Below are 20898 nucleotides of genomic sequence, written 5' to 3' on the forward strand. Positions count from 1 at the left end.
TACCGTATGGACATGGCAGACATCGACCCGCTGTGCCCCGAGCGCCTGGTCATGGAGCACGTCACCAGCCGCTGGGGCACGCTGGCCCTGATCGCGCTGCTGGAGCGCACCTACCGCTTCAGCGAGCTGCGCCGCGAGATCGGCAGCGTCAGCGAGAAGATGCTGGCGCAGACCCTGCGCACCCTGGAGCGCGACGGCCTGGTCCACCGGGACGCCAAGCCGGTGATCCCGCCCCGCGTCGACTACTCCCTGACCGGCCTCGGCCGCGAGGCCGCCGAGCAGGTCAGGGACCTGGCGCTGTGGACGGAGCGGCGGATGGCGGCGGTCGAGCGGGCCCGCGAGGCGTACGACGCCGCGGGGGCCTGAACCACCACCGACTCCGCCACCACCGCCTCCGGCGTCACTGCTTCAGGACCGCCTCCATGACGCTCTTGGCGATCGGCGCGCCGAGACCGCCACCGGAGATGTCCTCACGGGAGATGTCCATGTCGGTCGGGTCGATGAAGACGGCCACGGCGACGGAGGACCCGTCGTCCTTCTTGCCGTAGGAGACGAACCAGCCGTAGGGCACCTCGTCGTTGACGTCGACACCGCGCTGCGCGGTACCGGTCTTGCCGCCGACCGTGATCCCGTCGATCTGGGCGCGGCGGGCGCTGCCCTCCTTGGCGGTGAACTCCATCATCTCCTGGACCTTCTGCGCGGTCTCGGCGGAGACGGCCTCGCTCATCACCTTGGGCTCGGTCTTCTCCAGCGTGCCGAGATCCGGTCCCTTGACCTCGTCGACGATGTACGGCTGCATCACCTTGCCGTCGTTGGCCAGCCCTGCGGTGACCATGGCCATCTGCATCGGCGTACTGGTCAGGCTGCCCTGCCCCATGCCGGTGAGCGCGGTGCCCGGCGCGTCGAGGTCCTCCGGGTAGAGGCTCTTGGAGGCGAGCAGGTCGCCGAACTCCTCGGAGTAGACGTTCTCGTTGAACCCGAACTTCTGCGCCGTCTCGCGCATCTTGTCCTGCCCCAGCTTGGAGGCGGCGTCCAGGAAGACGTTGTTGCAGGAGTACTGCATGGCGGTCTTCATCGAGGCCTTGTTGCAGACCGCGTCGCCGGCCTCGCTGCCGATCTTGTTGCTGGCCTGCGGCAGCTGGTAGGGGGAGGCGGCGTCCGTGCGGGCGTCGACGTCCGAGACGATCCCGTGCTCCAGGGCGGCGGCCGCGGTGAGGATCTTGAAGGTCGAGCCGGGCGGATAGGTCTCGCGCAGCGCGCGGTTGGCCAGCGGCTTGTTCTTCTGCTTGTCCATCGCCACGAAGCGGTCGGACTCCTTGAAGGTGCTGCCCGCGAACTTCGACGGATCGTAGGAGGGCGCCGAGACCAGCGCCAGCACCTTCCCCGTCTGCGGGTCCAGCGCGACCACGGCTCCCCGGGCGCCCTTCAGGTCGGTCAGCCCGTCCCAGGCGGCCTTCTGCGCCTTCGGGTCGATGGTGGTGACCACCGAGCCGGCCCGGCGTCCCTCACCGCTGACGACGTCGGCGAACCGCTGGAAGGCCAGCCGGTCGTCCTTGCCGGTGAGGATGCCGTCGTAGGTCTTCTCCAGCAGCGTCATGCCCTGGGCCTGCGACGCGTATCCCGTCACCGGGGCGTACATCGGCCCGTTGGTGTAGGTGCGCTTGAACTTGAGGTCGGTGCCCTTCACCTCGGCGGAGCCGGTGATGGCCCGGCCGCCGACGACGATGTCGCCGCGCGGGGTGGCGAACTGCTCGATCTGGACCCGCCGGTTCTTGTCGTCGGAGGCGAGTTCCGGGGCCCGGACGTACTGCAGCCAGTTCGCCCGGATCAGCAGACCGAGCACCAGCAGCCCGCAGAAGATCGCCACGGCCCTCAGCGGCTTGTTCACCGGGTGCCTCCGTCGAGGCTCGGCCGGTCGGATATGAAGAAGATGCGTCCTCGCAACATGGGCACACCCTAGACACACTTGCGAAAGACGATCACGCCGACCGGAAAACACCGAAGGCCCGTCGGCGATTCGACGGGCCTTCGACAGATGTGCACTCGGCAGGATTCGAACCTGCAACCTTCTGATCCGTAGTCAGATGCTCTATCCGTTAAGCTACGAGTGCTTGTCTTCTTCAGTTTTACCGCCGCTCCCGGCCCTTCCGGCCCGCTCGCGGCGACAGGAAGAACATTACATGACTGCCGCCGCCATGTGAAATCCATTGGCCGCACCCGTTGTGAGCTGCGAAAACGACCCTTCAGGGCGGGGTGTGCGACCGCAGACGACAGCGAAGCCCCGGCCGGATGGCCGGGGCTTCGGTGATCGGTGCGGAGGCGGAGGGATTTGAACCCTCGATGGGCTTTAAAACCCAAACCGCATTAGCAGTGCGGCGCCATAGACCGGACTAGGCGACGCCTCCAGACAACATCACCATCTCGCGGGCGAGCGCGAGCGGTGCGTGCCGATGATGACACAGTTGAGCGTGCTGTCACCAATCGACCCCCACGGTACTAGGCGCGCGGGCCGCAGGGCAAAGCCCTTGTGGCGCAGTCGGCGGGCCGCCGCGCAACGTCCGGCGCGCCCGCGCGTTGGGCAGGGCATGTTCCAGGTCTCCCGCATCCCCGCCGCCCGCCTCCTCGGCGCCGCCGCCCTGTCCTTCGCGTCCCTCGCCTCCCTCTCCGCCGCCCACCCGGCCGCGGCCGTCGGCACGGATGCCGGTGCCGGTGCCATCGCCGGCGTTCCGCACGGTGATCACCTGACCGTCACCGTGCGGAACGCCGGTCCGGCCGCCGACGGGACGTTCGCGCTGTACTGCCACCCGGCCGGCGGCAGCCACCCCGACCCGGCCGGCGCCTGTGCCGTGGCCGAGCGCGACACCCGCTGGGGCCAGGACACCTTCGCCCCGGTCCCGGAGGGCAGCCTCTGCACCATGCAGTACGGCGGCCCGGCCACCGCGCACGTCACCGGCGTCTGGGCCGGACGCCCCGTCGACGTGACGTACGACCGGCGCGACGGCTGCGAGATCTCCCGCTGGAACCGCATGGTGCCGCTGCTGCCCGAGGTGGGGGCGCCCGGACGGTCGTAGGGGGCGTGGACCTCCGCCGCGGGCGCCCGGCCCGCGGTCGCCGCTCACACGTTCTACGTCACTTCCTCGTGCGACCTCCGTCGCATCCCACGCCGCCCGCCGGGGCCCAACCCTTAGACTCCCTCGCGTGACACCCTGGGGGCCGGTTGGCAAGATGGCCCAGGCGGTCGGCAAGTGCGGTAACAGGAGGGAAGCGTCTCGTGAGCAGCAGGCCATCCCGAGGCACTGCTCGCCTCGCAGCCATACTGGACGCGCTGCCCGACGCGTTGGTACTGGTCAACGCCAACGGCACCGTGGTCAACGCGAACACCATCGCGCTGGAGGCGTTCGAGACTCCGGGCACCGCGCTGGTGGGCCGCGGACTGCTGGACCTGCTCCCGCAGTTCGACTCGCGGCTGATCCCCGGCTCCATGCGGCGGCCCGACCACGTCGACCCGCGGGCGCGGACCAAGCCGACCCGGATGGTCGCCCGGCGCACCGACGGCTCCGAGTTCCCCGTCGAGGTCACCAGCGCCAACCTGGAGACCGGCCAGCAGGCCTACGACACCTACGGCTACACCGGCGACGAACTGCTGATGCTCGTCGTCCGCGACCTCTCCGGCACCGTCGACACCGAGGCCGAGCTGGCCCGTTCGCAGCGCCAGACCGAGATGATCCTGCGGGCCGCCTCCGAGGGCGTCGTCGGCACCGACACCGACGGGCGGATCGTCCTCGTCAACCCGGCCGCCGCCCAGATACTGGGCTACCGGGCCGGCGAACTCGGCGGCCGTGAGCTGCACACCCTCGTCCTGCACTCGCGGGCCGACGGCTCGCCCTTCCCGTACGACGAGTCCCCGCTCGCCGACACCCTGCGCTCCGGGCGCAAGCACCGGGTGCGCGGGCAGGTGCTGTTCTCCAAGAACGGCGACCAGGTGTCCGTCGACCTGACGACGGCGCCCGTGCGGGACGGCGACCAGCTCGTCGGCGCCGTGATGACCTTCACCGACCGCCGCCCCCACGAGACGATGCTCAAGGAGCACGAGGAGGCGGAGCAGCGGCACGCCGAGGAAATGGAGCGGCTGGCCGAGGAGCACGCCTCCGAGCTGACCGCGCTGCGCCGGCAGCACGAGACCGAGCTGGCGGAGCTGCGCGAGAAGCACGCGGAGGAGATCGCTGCGGACGCCGACCGCTACGCCGCGCTCGGCGAGCGGGAGAAGGACCGGTACGAGGCGATCGCCGCCCGGCACGAGCAGTTGCTCACCCTTCTCGGCGGCTCCCTGCGCGGGCCGCTGGACGAACTGCGCCGGGAACTGGCCGCGCTGGCCTCGGACGACGCCGGGCAGCTGTGGCCCGAGGCCAACCAGGTGCTGCACCACCTGTCGGCCGGCTACTCCCGCATCACCACGCTCATCGACAACGTCCTCGGCTTCCAGCGCCTCGATGTCGGCAGCGAGCAGGTCGCCCGTGCGAAGGTGATGCTCGACGCGGTCGTCGCCGCCGGTGTCGACGGGGCCGTGGAGCTGATCGGTCCGGGTCGGGTGCAGTTCGCCGTGCACGCGCCGCCCATCGAGGCCGAGGTCGACGTCCGGCTGCTGGCCACCGCGCTGGCGCACCTCGTCGCGGACGTCGCGGGTGTCGACGCCACCGGCAACTCGCCCGTGTCGGCGACGGGCGGCTACCTGGACAACACCGTCGTGGTCGCGGCGGCGCAGCGCGGCGCGGTCGTCCGCATCGAGGTGCGCGGGCCGTACGCCGGGGGAGACCCGGTGCACGAGCCGATCGTGCGCGGGATCGTGCGGGCGCACGGCGGCGTGCTCCAGACGCACGAGATGCCGGGCATGAGCGGCAGCGCGTACGTGCTGGAGGTGCCGATCGGAGGCGGGGCCGGGGCCGTGGCGGCCCAGGCGCCGGCCGCGGACCCTGCGGCGGCCCGGATTCCGGCGCAGGGCGGCGGCGAGGGCGGCGCGGGTGCGGACAACGCGCTCGCCGTTCGCGAGCCGGCTGCCGGGGGCGGGCGGCGGCGCGCCCGTCGGGCGGCGTCCTCCGTGGACGCGTTCCTGGAGAGCGAGGTCGCGGGCGGCGAGGAGCCGGGCGGACCCGAGAGCGAGGGCACCGCACCGACCGGGCGACGCAGGCGGCGCGCGGCCCGGACGCAAGAGCAGACCGGGCCGGAACAGGCCCCGGGGGAGCAGGGCGCACAGGGTTACGTCGCCCAGGCGCCGGGCGCCCAGTCCTCGGCCCCCCTTCCGGTGCCCGCGCAGGCGGCACCGGGTGACGGGGCCGGGTCCGGCGGTACCGGGCGCCGGCGCGGGCGGCCCGCCGAGGCCGCGGGCACCGACGTCGCCGAGTTGCCGCCGGGAGCGCAGGCCGGGGTGTCCGAGGGCGCCGTCGTCATGGCCGGGGACCGGGGCGGGGCCGCGGCCTCCAACACCGGACTGGGCGGGACCGTACCGCCGCAGGGCGTGCCCGCGCCCGCGGGAGGACGCACCCGGCAGGACGGCGGTGAGCAGCAGGCGCTGCCCCCGGCGCTGCCCGCGCAGGCCGGCGAGTCGGACCCGGCGGACGCCGACCGGCCGACCGGCCGCCGACGGCGTGCCCTGGCCTCCGCGAACGAGCGGGCCGCCGCGCAGGAGGCGGCGCCGCGTCAGGTGTTCGCTCTGCCACCCGCCGACGCGGACCGGCCGGCCGACGGCGACGCCGCGACGGGACAGGGACCCGCGCAAGGCCCGGCGCAGGGCGCTCCGGCGGCCGGTCACACCGGCCAGGTCCACGCACAGGGCCGGGTCGCGGAGCACGCCCAGGCTCCTCAGGCGCAGGCAGCACAGGCAGCACAGGCACACGCCACGCCACAGACGCAGACGCAGACGCAGACGCAGACGCAGCCACAGCCTCAGGTGCCCGGCCCGGCCGCACCCGGTGACGCCCCGCTCGACGAGGGCCGCCACGACGCCGTACCGCACGACCAGGCCGAGGACCACACACCGCCCCAGCCGCACCCGGCCGACGCACCCACCGGGCGGCGCCGCCGGGCCGGGGCCGCCCGTCCCGCCGACGAAGCGGCGCCGGTGCCGGCGCAGGGTGGCCCGGCGCAGGGTGGCCCGGCGCAGGCCCCGCCGCCCGTGCCGGAATCCCCGGTGCCGCCGCAGCACACCGCGGGGCAGGGCGCACCCGACGCCCCCTCCGCACCCGACGCCCCGCAGCCCTGGCCCGCGACCGCCGCGCCCCTGCCCGAGAGCGCCCCGGTACCGGCCGACGGCACCACCCCGACGCCCCCGCAGGGCGTCCCCGGCTCCACGCCGAGCCAGGGCACGCCGCTGCCGCCCGAGAACGCGCCCGCACCCCGCGCGGCGCAGCCCCTGCCCGCCGAGACGTCCGCGCCCGTCGACCCGAACTCCACCCAGGGACGGTCGATCAGCGTCCGGACGCTGGGCCAGGGCGTGCCGTTCAACCGGCAGGCGGTCCAGGTGCAGCAGCCGACGGCCGCCCCCGCGCCGCAGCAGCCGGGCCGGCGCCGCAAGCTGGGTACGCCGCCCGACCCCCGCGCGGACCAGGCGGCGCGCCCGCACCCGGCGACCGAGCAGCCGGCCGCCACCACGCAGCCGAAGCAGCAGCCCCAGCCGCAGCCGCCGGCGTCGGGGCAGGAACAGACCTCGCTGGGCGGCGGCCAGCAGCGGCTCGCGCCGGTCACCGAGGGCGCCGGACGGTCGTACGCCATAGGAGCACCGGACAAGGACGCCGCCGAGGGGCCCGAGCCGCTGGACGGACCCGGAGGGGCCGTCGAGGTGGCGGACCCGCCGCGTCCGCAGCCCATGGACGACGAGCTGCCGCCGGAGCCGCTGGACAACCCGCGTCGGCTGCTGGTGTGGCCCGCGCCGGACGTCTCCACGCAGCAGGCGCTCAGCGACCGCGGCTACCGGCCGGTGATCGTGCACTCGCGCGAGGAGGTGGACGCCCAGATCGCGGCGTTCCCGGCCGCGCTGTTCGTGGACCCGCTGACCGGGCCGATCACCCGCACCGCACTCCAGTCGCTGCGGCAGGCGGCGGTGGCCGCCGAGGTGCCCGTACTGGTCACCGCCGGCCTCGGACAGGCCTCGCGGGACGCCGCCTACGGCGCCGATCCGGCCGTACTGCTGAAGGCGCTCGCCCCCCGGGACACCGAGCAGCACCCGCCGCGCGTGCTGCTGATCGAGGAGCACGCGGAGATCGCGCTGGCGCTGACCTCGACGCTGGAGCGGCGCGGGATGCAGGTGGCGCGGGCGGCGAGCGACGCCGACGCGGTGACGCTGGCGGGACAGTTCCGGCCCAACCTGGTCGTGATGGATCTGATGCAGGTGCAGCGGCGCCAGGACGGCTCCGCCGGGATCGTCGGCTGGCTGCGCGCGAACGGGCAGCTCAACCGCACCCCGCTCGTCGTCTACACCGCCGCCGTCGACCAGGCCGACCTGCCGCGGCTGGCGTCGGGCGAGACGGTGCTGTTCCTGGCGGAGCGTTCCACCAGCGGCGATGTGCAGGGCCGGATCGTCGAGCTGCTCTCGCGGATCGGGACCAACTGACGCCGCGCTGCCCGGGCGCTACCGGCCGACGATCCGGCGCGCCGCCTCCTTGATCGACGTGCGCAGGCGGTCGGCGTCGGTGTCCGCGCCGCCGACCATGATGCGCTTCATCTGCGGCACGACGATCGCCCAGTTGGCCATCGCGACCAGCAGGAAGAGGAGGTCGGGCGCCGGGATGGCGTCGGTGACCACGCCGCGTTCCTGGCCGTCCCGTACGGCGGCGATCTTGCGGGCGTAGTGGGCCTGTCGCTCGGCCTCGTGGGGCAGTTCGGCCGTGCCGTACTCCATGCCCTCCCAGAAGAGCAGACGCAGCAGCTCGGGGTGGGCGGCGTGGTAGTCGAGCAGGCGGTCGATCCAGCCCTCGATGTCGTCGGGGTCGACGGGGACCGAGATCGCCAGGTCGAGCATCTTCTTCTCGAGGACGGACGCGAACAGCTCGTTCTTGTTGCCGTAGTAGGCGTAGATCAGCTGCTTGTTCGCCTTGGCCTCGGCCGCGATGCGGTCGATGCGCGCCCCGGCGATGCCGTGCCGGGCGAACTCGCCGACCGCCGCCGCGAAGATCCGGGCCTTGGTGGCCTCGGGGTCCCTTGCTCCCATGAGGAACAGGGTATGCGGACGGAAGCAGGTAACCAACTATTTGGTTGACAGGGGGGCGGGGGCGGGCGCAGACTCGGCCGCGTCAGTCCAACCAACCAGTTGGTTATTAGTGTGCGCTCGAAGGAGTCGCTCCGCTCATGCCGTCATCGTCGTCCCGGGCCGCAGCACCCGCGGAAGCCGCGGCCACCCCCGTGCCCGAGCCCGTGCCCGAGCCCGAGCCCGTGCCCGCGTCCTCGTCCGCGTCCGCGTCCGCGTCCGCCGAGACCAAGCCGCCGACCGGGCCCGCCGGTGCCGCGTCCCGGCTCTTCCTCCCCCTGATCGCCCTCTGCACCGCCGTGACGGCCGCCAACATCTACCTGGCGGCGCCACTGCTCCCCCTCATCGCCCACGACATGGGCTCGACGCCCTCGGGGGTGGCGTGGCTGGCCTCCGTCGCCCAGCTCGGTTACGCGGCCGGCCTGCTCTTCTTCGCTCCGCTCGGGGACAGCGTGAACCGGCGCCGTCTGGTCGCCGTCCTCGCGCTGGTCGCCACCGCCGCCCTGCTGGCCGGCGCCGCCTCGGCCGGGACCGGCGCGCTGGCGGCCGCCGTCCTGGTCGCCTCGGCCGCGACCGTCGTCCCGCAGCTCCTGGTACCGCTGGTCGCCGAACGCGCCCCCGCCGACCGCCGGGCCCGTCATGTCGCGGCCGTCATCGCGGGCCTGTTCACCGGCGTGGTGGCGGCCCGCGTGCTCGGCGGACTGGCGGGACAGGCCTTCGGCTGGCGTGCGGTGTTCGTGGGCGCCGCCGTCCTGACCGCGGTCCTGAGCCTGGCGACCGCGTACATACTCCCGGCCGAGCGGCGGCGCCGACAGGGCTCGCTGTTCGCGGGCCTGGCCGCGCTGCCCGGCGTACTGCGCCACTCGCCCGACCTGTGGCGCGCGTGCGTGCGCCAGGCGGGGATGTACGGCGCGTGGAGCGCCCTGTGGACCTCGCTGGCGCTGCTCCTGGCGGCCGACGACGGCTACGGCATGACGACCGCCGCGGCGGGGCTGTTCGGCCTGTTCGGGCTGGCGGCGAGCGTGGTCGCGCCGCTCGCGGGCGGTCTGGTCGACCGGTTCGGCGCCGCGAAGGTCGTACGGTCCGCGTATCTGCTCGCCGCCGTGTCCGTGCCACTGTTCTGGCTGGGCGGGCAGGTGATGGCGGCCCTGTGCGCGGCGGCGGTCCTGGTGCACGCCGCGCTGGTCGCCTCCCACGTCGCCAACCAGACCATCGCCCTGACCACCACCTCCGCGCCGGCCACCGCCAACACGGCGTACGTCGTCTCCGGCTTCGCGGGGGGCGCCCTGTCCTCGGCCCTGGCGGGCCCGGCCTTCGGCCAGTGGGGCTGGGGCGGCGTCTGCGTGGTGGCGGGGGCGGGGCTGGTGGTGGGGTGGATGGGGACGGTTGTGCGGGGGAGGTGAGGGTGGGGCTGGGCGCGGCCCGGATCCGAGGGCGGGAGGGCGGCGGCCCTGCGTCCGGCTCGGGTGCCTTCCTCGGCGACCGCCTGGCGCCGGCCGGCGGACCCGCACCACCCCCCGTCCGGCGACCGGCCCGCGGACCCGAACCACCCTCCGGTCCGGCGATCAGCCCGCGGACCCGAACCACCATCCCGTCCGGCGATCAGCTGGTGGCCCGATGACCGCCTGGCAAGGCGGGGTGGCGAGGCCGACGCCGAGCGGTGAGCACCGCCCGGCAGGTGAGCGTCGGTCCCCAGAACCGTCCGCCAACGGACGGCCGGGGACCGGAGCCGGGGACCAGGTCCGGGACCCAGGTCCGGGGCCGGGGACCAAGTCCGGGGGCCGGGGACCAAGTCCGGGAGGGAATGACCCCGGCCCCGCCCCGGCCGCCGGTCAGAGCCGCGTGACGTCCAGCCCGCCCTCCGCGTACTGCCTGCGCAGCACCTTCTTGTCGAACTTGCCCACGCTCGTCTTCGGCACCGTCTCGATGACCGTCCACCGCTCCGGCAGCTGCCACTTGGCGATCTTGCCGTCCTCGGCGAGGAAGGCGCGCAGGTCCTCGAAGCCGACGCTCGCGCCGTCCTTGAGGACCACGGTGGCCAGCGGACGCTCGCCCCACTTGTCGTCCGGGACGGCGACCACGGCGGCCTCGGCGACGTCCGGGTGGGACATCAGGGCGTTCTCCAGCTCGACCGACGAGATCCACTCGCCGCCGGACTTGATGACGTCCTTGGCCCGGTCGGTCAGGGTCAGGAAGCCGTCGGGGGAGATGGTGCCGACGTCACCCGTCTTCAGCCAGCCGTCCGCACTGAACTTGTCGTCGGGACGCAGCGGCTCGGTACCCGGCCCGTTGTAGTAGGCGCCGGCGATCCAGTTGCCGCGCACCTCCAGCTCACCGGCGGACTCGCCGTCCCAGGGCAGCCGCTCGCCGCCGGGACCGGTGAGACGCGCCTCGACGCCGGCCGGGAAACGGCCCTGGGTGAGCCGGTACGCGAACTCCTCCGGCGTGCCGATCGCCTGGGCCGGGGGACGGGCGATGGTGCCGAGCGGGGAGGTCTCCGTCATGCCCCAGGCGTGGCAGACCCGCATGCCGAGCGCGTCGAACGCCTCCATCAGGGACGGGGGACAGGCGGAGCCACCGATGGTGACCTGGGTGAGGGAGGAGACGTCGCGGGGCTTGGCGGTCAGTTCCGCGAGGAGCCCCTGCCAGATGGTGGGGACGGCGGCGGCGTGCGTCGGCCGCTCGCCCTCGATCATCGCGGCGAGCGGGGCGGGCTGGAGGAAGCGGTCCGGCATCAGCATGTTCACGCCGGTCATGAAGGTGGCGTGCGGCAGCCCCCAGGCGTTGACGTGGAACTGCGGGACCACGACCAGCGAGGTGTCCTGGTCGGTCAGGCCCATCGACTGGGCCATGTTGACCTGCATGGAGTGCAGGTAGATGGAACGGTGGCTGTAGACCACGCCCTTGGGGTCGCCGGTGGTGCCGGAGGTGTAGCACATGGCGGCGGCGGCCCGCTCGTCCAGCTCGGGCCAGTCGTACGTGGCCGGCTTCCCCGCGATCAGGTCCTCGTACTCGTGCACCTGGGCCGACGCCCCCTCCAGCAGGGAGCGGTCGCCGGGGCCGGTGACGACGACGTGTTCGACCGTCTTCAGGTGCGGCAGCAGCGGCGCGAGCAGCGGCAGCAGTGAACCGTTGGCGATCACGACGCGGTCGGCGGCGTGGTTCACGATCCAGGCCAGCTGCTCGGGCGGGAGGCGGAGATTGAGGGTGTGGAGGACCGCGCCCATGGAGGGGATCGCGAAGTAGGCCTCGACATGCTCGGCGTTGTTCCAGGCCAGGGTCGCCACACGCTCGTCGGCGCCGACCGCGAGGTCCTCACGCAGGGCGTGCGCGAGCTGGGCGGCGCGGGCGCCGATCTCGGCGAAGGAGCGGCGGTGCGGCTCGTCCTCACCGGTCCAGGTGGTCACCTGCGAGCTGCCGTGGATCGTCGACCCGTGGGTCAGGATCCTCGAGATCAGCAGCGGTACGTCCTGCATCGTGCTCAGCACGGTGTCCTCCCGGGGCGACATTGCCTACGCGGCGGTAAGGGTTGCGCTGATTCTGCGCACATACCGCGCGGTATGTCACTACTCCCGGGTGATCGATCAGTACGGGTTCCCCGAGGAACGTCCAGAGGGGCACCCGGAGGGGTCGTCCCCAAAAGCCCCGTTGGCTCTCACTTCCGGACAATTACCAGCTCAGGGTCCTCGCGGAGCTTGCCGAGCGCTCGGGAGACCGCCGACTTCACGGTGCCCACGGAAACGCCGAGCACTTCGGCCGTCTGGGCCTCGCTGAGGTCCTCGTAGTACCTGAGGACGACCATCGCACGCTGCCGGGCGGGCAGCTTCATGATCGCCCGCCACATCGCGTCGTGCAGCGCCTGCCGCTCCGCCGGATCGTCACCGGCCGGCACGGGCTCCGGCTCGGGCAGCTCGTCGCAGGCGAACTCGTCGACCTTGCGCTTGCGCCACTGCGACGTCCGGGTGTTCAGCAGGGCCCGGCGCACGTAGCCGTCCAGGGCGCGGTGGTCCTCGATGCGCTCCCAGGCGACGTACGTCTTGGTGAGCGCGGTCTGCAGCAGGTCCTCCGCGTCGCTCGGGTTCGCGGTGAGCGACCGGGCGGTACGCAGCAGCACCGGCTGGCGTGCCTTCACGTACGACGAGAACGACGGGTACGGAAAGGTCTGCGCCCTTGCTGGCGCCGTGGCTGTGGCGGCTTCGGAAGCGCTGGTGCAGACGGGTGTGGTCATGGCTCCACGCTATGAGCGAGGGGGTGTCCGGCGGATCGGCCGCAGGTCCCGAAGCAGAGTCCGCCTCAGGTTGTAGGGGTGGTGCCAGGTGCACCTCCTGTAGGTGGACGAGGGGAGGAGGGACCCTGCGGGTTCCCCCTTTGAGGGCTTCCCCGCGGGCGGCCCCGGGCCCCGCGGCCGGCCGCCCCCACCCCGGGGCCGGTGACGACGGGAAACACCTGGGCGGCGGCACCGAAGCACCACCGCCCAGACGCACTGCGACCCCATGAAGCACACCCGTGAGCGATCGAGGGGCGGCGCGGCAGCGCTCCCGCGCCGGCCCCTCAGCTCACCACCACAGCGGGGAGAAGGTGACGGCCACGTTCTCGTTGCCCTGCTGGATCGCCGTGAACGCGGAGCCGTCGACCTGCGCGGTGTTGCTCTGGTTCGACGCCCCCGAGCCGACGGCCTGCTGCTGCGTGGTGGACGAGTTGCCGTTGTTGTTGCCGCCGACGCCGCTGCCGAGGATTCCGGCGTTGGCGCTGGCGGCGGTCGCGCTCGATCCGTCGTCCGCGAAGGCACCGTTGTCCGCCGCCGCCACACCACCGAGGAGCGCGGCTGCGAGCGGAAGGGCGGCGACGGCGGCGACGACACGGGCGGTACGGATGCTTGCCATGTTTGTTCCTCCAGGACTGAAGCTGCGTGAGCCTGCGTGAAGCTGCGTGATCCACTCTGAACTTCGGCTGTTGCCAAGGCAGTTGGCCGACCGCCCCGACGTTGTGCACGACGTCGCGTGATCAGAGTTGCCCACCGAATCCCCGGCGAACCACCCCGGAAGCCCTGATTCGCCCTCAAGCGTGAGGACAAGTCGATAAACCCCTTTGACCGTCTTCAGCGCCCACCTCGGGGCAGCACGGACCCTTCCGCCCCATGCCCGACAACAGCTGAAGCGTTCCGCCACATCCGCGAAGCGCACCCCCCTCCCCGGCGCGTCACCCTCCCCCACCCTTCCCTTTCTCGAACATACGTACGAACATGGATCCATGGCCACCATCGACCGGCGGGCCACGACGCTGGCCCTCGCCCACGCCCTGTCCGCCGCGGAACGCGGACTGGCGGTCATCCCCCTGTCCCGGACCAAGCTCCCGGCCCTGCGCTCCCCGCACCGCGCCGGCCCACCGGCGGAACCGCTCTCCTGCCACGGCGAGTGCGGCCGCTTCGGCCACGGTGTCCACGACGCCTCCACCGACCCGGCCCGCATCCGCGAGCTCTTCGCCGCCGCCCCCTGGGCCACGGGCTACGGCATCGCCTGCGGCCTGCCCCCGCACCACCTCGTCGGCGTCGACCTGGACACGAAGTCGGAGACGGACTCCTCGGCCGCCCTGCGCGAACTGGCCCTGCGCCACCTGTTCACGATCCCGCCCACGGTCGTCGTCCTGACCCCCAGCGGCGGCCGCCACCTCTGGCTCACCGGCCCGTCCGACTCCGTGGTCCCCAACTCCGCCGGCCGCCTCGCTCCGGGCATCGACATCCGAGGCGCCGGCGGCTACCTCGTCGGCCCCGGCTCCCGCACCCGCCACGGCGTCTACACCACCGCCCCCGGCACGTCCCACCTGGCCCCCGCCCCCTGCCCACCCGCCCTGCTCCGCCTCCTGCTCCCCCCACGCCGCCCCACTCCCGGCACTCCCGACGCACCCAACACACCCGACGGCCGGGGCCTCATCCACTTCGTCCTCGCCGCGCACGAGGGCCAGCGCAACACCCGCCTCTTCTGGGCGGCCTGCCGCGCCTACGAGAACGGCATCGGCCCGGCCCTCCTGGGCCCCCTCCTGGAAGCCGCACAGGCCACCGGCCTGACGGAACGCGAGGCCCGCACGACCATCGCCTCGGCGGCCCGCATGACCGGCCACCGCCCCTGACCCACTCGGCACAAGAACCGAAAGACCCCCATGCACAACCGCCCCAGAGTGCCGACCACGTCACTGACCCGGGTCGTCCTGTCCTCCGGCCGCACCGTCGACCTGGCCGAACTGCACCTCACCCCGACCTACGGCACCCTGCTGGACGCCTACCCGTGCCGCCCCGTCAACGACCTGCGCATCAAGACCCTCCTCCACACCGCCGAGCGCATGTCCCCCACCACACCGGTCCACCTGATCCCCCCACCCCGCGAATACCCCGACCACTACGCGGGCCCCCACGGCCCCGTCGAGTTCCTCCCCCGAGTCGCCTGCGTGGCCCGCTTCTCCTCCCCACCCCTGAACCCCTCCAACGACCCCCTCCGCTACCACTCCACCCTCACCGTCCTCTGGTTCCAGCCCACCCCGCACCTCCCCGACCCCCACGACACGACCGAGGCGCTACGGGACCTGGACTGGCTCAGCCTGGCCCGGGACGACGAGGTACAGACGTGAGGCGGCCCGCCCATGACAACGGCCCCCGACCGTCATACCTGGTCAGGGGCCGTAACTCACTGCGGTGGGTGTGGGATTTGAACCCACGGTGACATCGCTGCCACGACGGTTTTCAAGACCGTTCCCTTAGGCCGCTCGGGCAACCCACCCCGCGCCGGTCGTGATCGTGGCGCGGGACCAGGGTAGCGGGTCGGTCCGGGGGTGTGGGTCAGTCGTCGCCCAGCTTGGAGCCGAGGGTGAGTTCGGTGGTGTGCTGCTTGCCGCCGCGCTCGTAGGTGACCGTGACCTCGTCGCCGGGCTTGTGGGTCCAGATCTCGCCGATCAGGGTCGGGCCGCTGTCGATCACCCGGTCGTCGAGCTTGGTGATGACGTCGCCGGGCTTGAGGCCCGCGTCGGCCGCGGGGCCGCCCGACTCGACGGGGGCGGAGCCGCCCACGCCCTGCTCGGTGAGCTTCGCGCCGTTCGTCGTCTCCTCCAGAGAGACCGAGGCGCCGATCTTCGCGTATACCGGCTTGCCGGTCTTGATCAGCTGCTGGGCGACGAACTTCGCCTGGTTGACCGGGATCGCGAAGCCCAGGCCGATGGAGCCGGCCTGGCCGGTGCCGAAGCCGCCGTTGCTCGTGGACTGGATCGCGGAGTTGATCCCGATGACGTTGCCCTGGGCGTCCAGCAGCGGGCCGCCGGAGTTGCCCGGGTTGATCGACGCGTCGGTCTGGAGGGCGCTCATGTAGGACGCCTTGCTGTCCGCGCCGCCGTCGCTGGAGGCCACGGGGCGGTTCTTGGCGCTGATGATGCCGGTGGTGACCGTGTTGGACAGGCCGAAGGGGGCGCCGATGGCGATCGTCGAGTCGCCCACGGCCACCTTGTCGGAGTCACCGAGGGGGAGCGGGTTCAGGTCGGACGGGGCGTTCTCCAGCTTGATGACCGCGACGTCGTAGCCCTGCGCGTTGCCGACCACCTCGGCGTCGTACTTCTTGCCGTCGGGGAAGGTCGCGCTGAGCTTGCCGCCGTCGACCGCCTCCGCGACCACGTGGTTGTTGGTGACGATGTGGCCCTGCTTGTCGAAGACGAAGCCGGTGCCGGTGCCGCCCTCGCCGTTGCTTCCCTCGGCCTGGATGGTGACCGTGCTGGGCAGCGCCTTGTTGGACACACCGGCCACCGTGCCCGCCTCGCGCTTGACGGAGCCGCCGGTGTCGGACGCGGAGACGGTCGTGGAGCCGCTGCCGTCGTTGTTCTTGGCCAGGGTGTAGCCGAGGCCGCCGCCCAGACCGCCCGCGACCAGCGCCGCGACCAGGATTCCGGCGAGCACGCCACCTCGTCCGCGGCCCGGCTTGGGCGCGGGGGGCTGCTGGTACGAGGCTCCCCAGCCGCCGCCTCCCGTACCGTCGCCCGAGCCTTGGCCGAAGCCGTGATCGCCATGGCCGCCGTGCCCGGCGTGGCCGGCGTCGCCGCCTCCTGCGGCGTACGACGGGGTGCCGGGCGGCGGGGGCGGGGGCCAGGAGGCGTCGGGCGGCGTGTGGCCCTGGGGCGCCGCCGCGGCCGGTGCCTGGGCAGGCGGAGCGGGGGCCGGTGCCTGGGGGGTGGCGGCAGGGTCCTGCGGAGGCTGGGCCGAAGCCTGCTGCGGGGCGGGGGGCTGGGCGGAGGCAGCGGGAGCGTCCACCGGCACGGGGGGTGCGGACGGGGCCGGGGGTACCGCGGTGCCCTCGTTCTCGGTGCTCACAGCTTCTCTCCTAGTTCCACGGCAGTGTGTCGGTCACCCTGGTCGCGCTCGGCCACGCTCAAACGCGGTGGTCCACGGTCCGGCGCGATGCGGATGTGCTGGCCTTTTTGTATGCCATCAGCTTTTCCCACGGGCCGTCAGAGCACCATAAGCGGTTGCTGTGGGTCCTGGGCCGTCCCTTATATGGGATTTGTAAGACTAAACGGACGCGTTGTCGATTCGACCCGATGGCCCGTCTACCCGCCCGCGGTGGCACCATGACGCGGTGACCCACGCACGACAGCACCGGATTCAGGTCGTCGCCCACCGTGGAGCCTCCGAGGAGGCCCCCGAGCACACCCTGGCCGCCTACCGGAAGGCGATCGAGCACGGGGCGGACGCCCTCGAGTGCGATGTGCGCCTGACGGCGGACGGTCATCTCGTCTGCGTTCACGACTGGCGCGTCAACCGTACGTCGAACGGCCGGGGCGCGGTGTCCGCGCTGGAGCTCGCCGATCTGGCCGAGCTGGACTTCGGGGCCCGCCGGACCCGCGAGTTCTGGCGCACGCGCGACGAGCAGCCGGAATGGGAGCACCGGCCCGAGGACCGGGAGGAGACCTCCGTCCTGACCCTGGAGCGGCTGCTCCAACTGGTGGCCGACGCCGGACGGCGGGTGGAGCTGGCGATCGAGACCAAGCACCCCACGCGGTGGGCGGGTCAGGTGGAGGAGCGGCTGCTGCTGCTCCTGAAGCGGTTCGGACTCGACGCCCCGGCCTCGGCCGCGGATTCCCCGGTGCGTGTGATGAGCTTCTCGGCCCGTTCGCTGCATCGGGTGCGGGCCGCCTCGCCGACGCTCCCGACGGTCTACCTGATGCAGTTCGTCTCACCGAGGCTGCGCGACGGACGGCTGCCCGCGGGTGTCCGGATCGCAGGCCCCTCGATCCGGATCGTGCGCAACCACCCCGCCTACATCGAGCGCCTGAAGCGCGCCGGCCACCAGGTGCACGTCTGGACCGTCAATGACACCGACGACGTGGATCTCTGCGCCGACCTGGGCGTCGACGCCATCATCACCAACCGGCCGCGCGCGGTACTGGACCACCTCGGACGTTGACCGGGCGCTGTATCGGGGGCCGATTCGTCCACAGGCCTTGACCCGGTGGCCCGTCTGCCGCATTCTCCGGTCTCGGCCACACCGACGAAATCCAGCCACGTGATTACAGGGAGTGCTCCGGCGCGTTCGGTGCGTGTTCGACCGTGTCGAATGCGTCACTGGGCGAGTACGGGCCGGTTTCCGGTTCAGGCCAGAGGGGCATCCACACCGTGGCGTGGGGCGAAGGAGGTCTCGGGGGTGGCGTTGGTGGTGGCACAGGAAGTGCCCACGTCGTCGAGCATGGCCGTTCCCCATGGCCCTGCGGGCGTGGGGAGAGCAAGGCACCGGATGCGCGAGCAGTTGCGCAGCGGCGGTGTCGCGGAACCGGTCATCGACGACGCCGTACTGGTCCTTTCCGAACTCTTGAGCAATGCGTGCAAGCACGGCCGCCCGCTGGGCGACGCCCTCGCCGGCGACGGCGACGTGCGCGCCGCGTGGCAGGTGGACCCGCGCGGCCGGCTGGTCGTGGAGGTCACGGACGGCGGCGGTCCGACCCGTCCGACGCCGGCGACCCCCTCGGTCACCGCGCACGGCGGCCGCGGGCTGAACATCATCACCGCGCTCGCCGACGACTGGGGCGTACGGGACGACGCGCGCGGCGAGGTCACGGTCTGGGTCGTCGTCCACGACGACGTGCACGACCCGGACGCCGGACATCGGCGCGACGACTTCGCCACCCGGATCGCGGCACCGGCGGTGTCGGAGATCCCCGGCCTGGACTTCGCGGACGCCGTCGAAGAGGCCGGCTGACCCCGCGGACTGCGGCGCGGCGCCGCTCGGCCCTGCGAGACGTGGAAGCGCGGAGTCGCGGTGGCACGGAGTCGCGGTGGCACGGTGGCACGGTGGCGCGGTGGCGCGGTGGCGCGGTGGCGCGGACGTGGTGGGCGCAGCGGTCGGTGAGCGCAGAGGTGGCCGTCCTGGACGACGGGCCGGGCCGACTCCCGTCGTCGGGCCTCGGAGAGGTCCCGGGCTTCGCACAGCCGCCAGCCGCCAGCCACCCGTCGCCCCTTCCCATCCAGGCCCACGGCCCACACGCCGATCCAGCCCACCGCCCCACAGGCCCAACCAGGCCCACCCCCTGTCCACAGACGCCCCGTTGTCCACAGGTTCCCGTCGGTCCCCGCACGAACGGCTAGGCTCGCGCCGTACGAGATGAGCCGCCCACCGGGAGACACCCACGATGGCCAAGAAGCGACCCCAGACGAAGGCCAAGCGCCCGCAGGCCACCCCCGGAGAGATCCCGGTCGTCGGTGCCCGCGAACCCTGCCCCTGCGGCAGCGGCCGCCGCTACAAGGCGTGCCACGGACGAGCGGCCGCGCACGCCACGACCGCGCTGGTGCACCGCCCCTTCGAAGGGCTGCCCGGCGAGTGCGACTGGGTGGCCCTGCGGGAGCTGGTCCCGGCGGCCACGGTGGAGCTGACCCTGCGGGACGGCCTGCCCGATGGCGTCCCCTCGGTCACACTGGCCACGGTGCTCCCGATGGCCTGGCCGGCCCTGCGACGCGACGACGGCTCGGTCCTGCTCGGCCTGCAGAACGACACGGCTTCGGGCGACATCAGCCGCGACCTCGCCGACACCCTCCAGCAGGCACTGGAGGCCGCGCCGGGCACCCCGGTGCAGGGCCGCCGCGCCCCGGCCGAGGGTCCCCGGCTGCAGGACCTGCTCGCTCCCGAGGGGACGTTCGAGCCGGAGGTCCACACGGGCTTCGAGTTCTGGGTGCCGGACCCGGAGAACGCCACGCCGGAGGTGTCCGCCTCCCTGGAGCGGGCCAACGCCGCGGCCATCCCGACCGTCCGGCTGCAGAGCGTGGACGCCGCGTACTGGTGCGAGACGCCGGACAAGAACCACCTGCGCTGGGTCATGCCGCACGAGGAGGAGCGGCTGCTGGACGCTCTCGCGCGGCTGCACGCGGCCGGCCGGTCGTCGCTCGGCGAGGGCACCCGCCTCGTCGGCTCTTTCCGCGCCCACGGGCTCACCGTGCCGGTGTGGGACCTGCCGAGCGAGGTCACCGCGCAGGACGTCGAGAAGCCCGCCGCCGAGTTCGGTGAGCGGCTCGCCGAGGCCCTGGCCGCGGACGCTCCGCTCACGCACGACGAGCGCCGGGCGCGCGGCGGCCTGACCAACCGGCAGGTGACCCTCAGCTGACACGCGGCGGCACGGGCCGGCCCGGCTGACCGACCGGTCAGCCGGAGCGCCCGCCGTGGAGTGGGTGACTCCGGTCACAACTCATCGCGTGGACAAGCCAGTCGGTGACCGGAAAACAGGAGATCGAATTTGCTAACAGCCGATCTCTTGTTACCGTTCGAGTAGCCCGGTTGCTGGTGCATCCCCCGTCGCCAGCAACCGGGTCTTTCCATGTCCCGGGTCGAGCACGCACCGCGACCGGCGGTCAACTCCCCGTTCCCGCAGGTGAGTTGCTTCGACCGCGGTCGGGGTTCCCGACGAAGCCGTTGCTTCCGCTACTCCCGGCGCCGGCGTCGTCCTGGCTCTCCGCGTCGCGTCCGGAGTCCCTGTTGCTGCCGGTGCGCAGCAGCAGCGGCCCGTACCCGGCCCGGCTCGCGAACTCCGCGACCGCGGTGTATCCGGCCAATCCGCCCCGAGCGCGTTCCCGGGGTGTCTCGCAGGTGCCCGGCGCGTCCTCGGCGCTCACGGCGCACCGCATCCGCAGGCTGCGCCCGTCGGGCCCCATGAGGCTCAGCACGGCTTCGAGCCGGTCACCGGTGGCGTTGCGGTAGTAGGTCCGCGCCCAGGTCTCCGGCCCCTGGGCCAGGACGCAGGTCTGGGCCTCGACGCCTTCGGGCGAGGTGAGTTCGGGCCCGCAGCGCACGGCCGTGGCCGGACCGGGCGGCAGCGGCGAACGGGGAGAGGCGGCCTCACTCGGCGCGGAGGCGCCACCGGCGCCGTCGGACGCCTTGGAGTCACCGCCCTGCGAGAGGAGCCGGACGGCCGCGGGGGTGTCCGGCCCGGGGCCTGGCGAGGGCCCCGCCGACGCCACGGCGAACGGCAGCACCACCGCGCAGACCACGACGCCGGCGAGGCCGTACAGACGGACGCGCCGACTGTCCGGCCGCCCCCCACGGCGCGGCCCGGCGCGGTGCGGGCCGGCGCGGCGCGGCGCGGCGGCACGGTGCTCCCCTGCATGAAGCGGCATGGTCCGGACGATAACGACGAAGGCCGGGCAGACCCTC

General features: G+C 73.0%; 16 protein-coding genes and 3 tRNA genes. 9 read left to right on the forward strand and 10 right to left on the reverse strand.

Annotation, left to right across the window (positions count from 1 at the left end; translation table 11 throughout):
• Positions 1-6 precede the first annotated feature (6 nt).
• On the forward strand, positions 7-366 hold the full coding sequence (locus ACGF3J_RS14930) for a helix-turn-helix domain-containing protein (RefSeq protein WP_161332736.1): 360 nt from the start codon (positions 7-9) through the stop codon (positions 364-366).
• 34 nt (positions 367-400) lie between these two features.
• Here ACGF3J_RS14930 and ACGF3J_RS14935 read toward each other — a convergent pair whose 3' ends face one another.
• The 3 genes from ACGF3J_RS14935 to ACGF3J_RS14945 all read right to left on the reverse strand — a co-directional run bounded on the left by ACGF3J_RS14935 (position 401) and on the right by ACGF3J_RS14945 (position 2405).
• The gene (locus ACGF3J_RS14935) at positions 401-1888 is read right to left on the reverse strand and encodes a penicillin-binding protein 2 (RefSeq protein WP_161332735.1); all 1488 of its coding nucleotides are present in this window, start codon (positions 1886-1888) and stop codon (positions 401-403) included.
• A gap of 150 nt (positions 1889-2038) precedes the next feature.
• Positions 2039-2111, reverse strand: a tRNA-Arg gene (locus tag ACGF3J_RS14940).
• 203 nt (positions 2112-2314) lie between these two features.
• Positions 2315-2405, reverse strand: a tRNA-Ser gene (locus ACGF3J_RS14945).
• 180 nt (positions 2406-2585) lie between these two features.
• Between ACGF3J_RS14945 and ACGF3J_RS14950 the strand changes: the two genes are divergently transcribed.
• Together ACGF3J_RS14950 and ACGF3J_RS14955 are read left to right on the forward strand one after the other, a co-directional pair.
• Positions 2586-3071 carry an SSI family serine proteinase inhibitor gene (locus ACGF3J_RS14950; protein WP_393854191.1) on the forward strand — a complete coding sequence of 162 codons (486 nt, stop codon included), beginning with the start codon at positions 2586-2588 and terminating at the stop codon, positions 3069-3071.
• 200 nt (positions 3072-3271) lie between these two features.
• Complete coding sequence (locus ACGF3J_RS14955; protein ID WP_393854192.1) at positions 3272-7603, forward strand: PAS domain-containing protein; 4332 nt, start codon at positions 3272-3274, stop codon at positions 7601-7603.
• Between the two features lie 18 nt (positions 7604-7621).
• Here ACGF3J_RS14955 and ACGF3J_RS14960 read toward each other — a convergent pair whose 3' ends face one another.
• On the reverse strand, positions 7622-8200 hold the full coding sequence (locus tag ACGF3J_RS14960) for a TetR family transcriptional regulator (RefSeq protein WP_161332726.1): 579 nt from the start codon (positions 8198-8200) through the stop codon (positions 7622-7624).
• Between the two features lie 137 nt (positions 8201-8337).
• Between ACGF3J_RS14960 and ACGF3J_RS14965 the strand changes: the two genes are divergently transcribed.
• A complete protein-coding gene (locus ACGF3J_RS14965; RefSeq protein WP_161332727.1) occupies positions 8338-9639 on the forward strand; it encodes an MFS transporter in 1302 nt (433 codons plus the stop codon).
• 429 nt (positions 9640-10068) lie between these two features.
• On the opposite strand, the gene ACGF3J_RS14970 is transcribed toward ACGF3J_RS14965, so the two are convergent.
• The 3 genes from ACGF3J_RS14970 to ACGF3J_RS14980 form a co-directional block, all read right to left on the reverse strand.
• On the reverse strand, positions 10069-11745 hold the full coding sequence (locus tag ACGF3J_RS14970; RefSeq protein ID WP_161332728.1) for a long-chain fatty acid--CoA ligase: 1677 nt from the start codon (positions 11743-11745) through the stop codon (positions 10069-10071).
• Positions 11746-11891: 146 nt separating this feature from the next.
• A complete protein-coding gene (locus tag ACGF3J_RS14975; RefSeq protein WP_161332729.1) occupies positions 11892-12464 on the reverse strand; it encodes a SigE family RNA polymerase sigma factor in 573 nt (190 codons plus the stop codon).
• Between the two features lie 328 nt (positions 12465-12792).
• Entirely contained in the window at positions 12793-13119 is a 327-nt protein-coding gene (locus ACGF3J_RS14980) for a hypothetical protein (RefSeq protein ID WP_125495747.1), read from the reverse strand.
• Between the two features lie 367 nt (positions 13120-13486).
• Between ACGF3J_RS14980 and ACGF3J_RS14985 the strand changes: the two genes are divergently transcribed.
• Together ACGF3J_RS14985 and ACGF3J_RS14990 are read left to right on the forward strand one after the other, a co-directional pair.
• Positions 13487-14362 carry a bifunctional DNA primase/polymerase gene (locus ACGF3J_RS14985; protein WP_393854193.1) on the forward strand — a complete coding sequence of 292 codons (876 nt, stop codon included), beginning with the start codon at positions 13487-13489 and terminating at the stop codon, positions 14360-14362.
• A 30-nt stretch (positions 14363-14392) separates the two neighbouring features.
• On the forward strand, positions 14393-14857 hold the full coding sequence (locus ACGF3J_RS14990; protein WP_393854194.1) for a hypothetical protein: 465 nt from the start codon (positions 14393-14395) through the stop codon (positions 14855-14857).
• A 62-nt stretch (positions 14858-14919) separates the two neighbouring features.
• Here ACGF3J_RS14990 and ACGF3J_RS14995 read toward each other — a convergent pair.
• Both ACGF3J_RS14995 and ACGF3J_RS15000 read right to left on the reverse strand, forming a co-directional pair.
• Positions 14920-15006: transfer RNA gene (locus tag ACGF3J_RS14995), tRNA-Ser, on the reverse strand.
• 59 nt (positions 15007-15065) lie between these two features.
• A complete protein-coding gene (locus ACGF3J_RS15000) occupies positions 15066-16577 on the reverse strand; it encodes a S1C family serine protease (protein WP_393854195.1) in 1512 nt (503 codons plus the stop codon).
• 265 nt (positions 16578-16842) lie between these two features.
• On the opposite strand from ACGF3J_RS15000, the gene ACGF3J_RS15005 reads away from it, so the two are divergent.
• The 3 genes from ACGF3J_RS15005 to ACGF3J_RS15015 all read left to right on the forward strand — a co-directional run bounded on the left by ACGF3J_RS15005 (position 16843) and on the right by ACGF3J_RS15015 (position 19855).
• Complete coding sequence (locus ACGF3J_RS15005) at positions 16843-17670, forward strand: glycerophosphodiester phosphodiesterase (protein WP_161328416.1); 828 nt, start codon at positions 16843-16845, stop codon at positions 17668-17670.
• Positions 17671-17820: 150 nt separating this feature from the next.
• Positions 17821-18459 (forward strand): ATP-binding protein, encoded by a 639-nt coding sequence (locus ACGF3J_RS15010; RefSeq protein ID WP_161328417.1) that lies wholly within the window; start codon positions 17821-17823, stop codon positions 18457-18459.
• A 430-nt stretch (positions 18460-18889) separates the two neighbouring features.
• Positions 18890-19855, forward strand: a complete 966-nt coding sequence (locus ACGF3J_RS15015) for a DUF5926 family protein (RefSeq protein WP_161328418.1) — start codon at positions 18890-18892, stop codon at positions 19853-19855.
• A gap of 244 nt (positions 19856-20099) precedes the next feature.
• Here the strand turns inward: ACGF3J_RS15015 and ACGF3J_RS15020 are convergent, their stop codons facing one another.
• A complete protein-coding gene (locus tag ACGF3J_RS15020) occupies positions 20100-20861 on the reverse strand; it encodes a hypothetical protein (RefSeq protein ID WP_393854196.1) in 762 nt (253 codons plus the stop codon).
• Positions 20862-20898: the final 37 nt, after the last annotated feature.

Origin of the sequence: Streptomyces sp. NPDC048171, from assembly GCF_043202655.1 — a bacterium.
GTDB lineage: Bacteria > Actinomycetota > Actinomycetes > Streptomycetales > Streptomycetaceae > Streptomyces.

Bases quoted from the DNA above. Each gene is read 5' to 3' on its own strand.
- ACGF3J_RS14950 (WP_393854191.1), top strand. From the start codon at position 2,586: ATGTTCCAGGTCTCCCGCATCCCCGCCGCCCGCCTCCTCGGCGCCGCC.
- ACGF3J_RS14970 (WP_161332728.1), bottom strand. From the start codon at position 11,745: ATGTCGCCCCGGGAGGACACCGTGCTGAGCACGATGCAGGACGTACCG.
- ACGF3J_RS15010 (WP_161328417.1), top strand. From the start codon at position 17,821: ATGCGTCACTGGGCGAGTACGGGCCGGTTTCCGGTTCAGGCCAGAGGG.
- ACGF3J_RS14990 (WP_393854194.1), top strand. From the start codon at position 14,393: ATGCACAACCGCCCCAGAGTGCCGACCACGTCACTGACCCGGGTCGTC.
- ACGF3J_RS14985 (WP_393854193.1), top strand. From the start codon at position 13,487: ATGGCCACCATCGACCGGCGGGCCACGACGCTGGCCCTCGCCCACGCC.
- ACGF3J_RS14965 (WP_161332727.1), top strand. From the start codon at position 8,338: ATGCCGTCATCGTCGTCCCGGGCCGCAGCACCCGCGGAAGCCGCGGCC.
- ACGF3J_RS14960 (WP_161332726.1), bottom strand. From the start codon at position 8,200: ATGGGAGCAAGGGACCCCGAGGCCACCAAGGCCCGGATCTTCGCGGCG.
- ACGF3J_RS15015 (WP_161328418.1), top strand. From the start codon at position 18,890: ATGGCCAAGAAGCGACCCCAGACGAAGGCCAAGCGCCCGCAGGCCACC.
- ACGF3J_RS14975 (WP_161332729.1), bottom strand. From the start codon at position 12,464: ATGACCACACCCGTCTGCACCAGCGCTTCCGAAGCCGCCACAGCCACG.
- ACGF3J_RS14930 (WP_161332736.1), top strand. From the start codon at position 7: ATGGACATGGCAGACATCGACCCGCTGTGCCCCGAGCGCCTGGTCATG.
- ACGF3J_RS15020 (WP_393854196.1), bottom strand. From the start codon at position 20,861: ATGCCGCTTCATGCAGGGGAGCACCGTGCCGCCGCGCCGCGCCGCGCC.
- ACGF3J_RS14980 (WP_125495747.1), bottom strand. From the start codon at position 13,119: ATGGCAAGCATCCGTACCGCCCGTGTCGTCGCCGCCGTCGCCGCCCTT.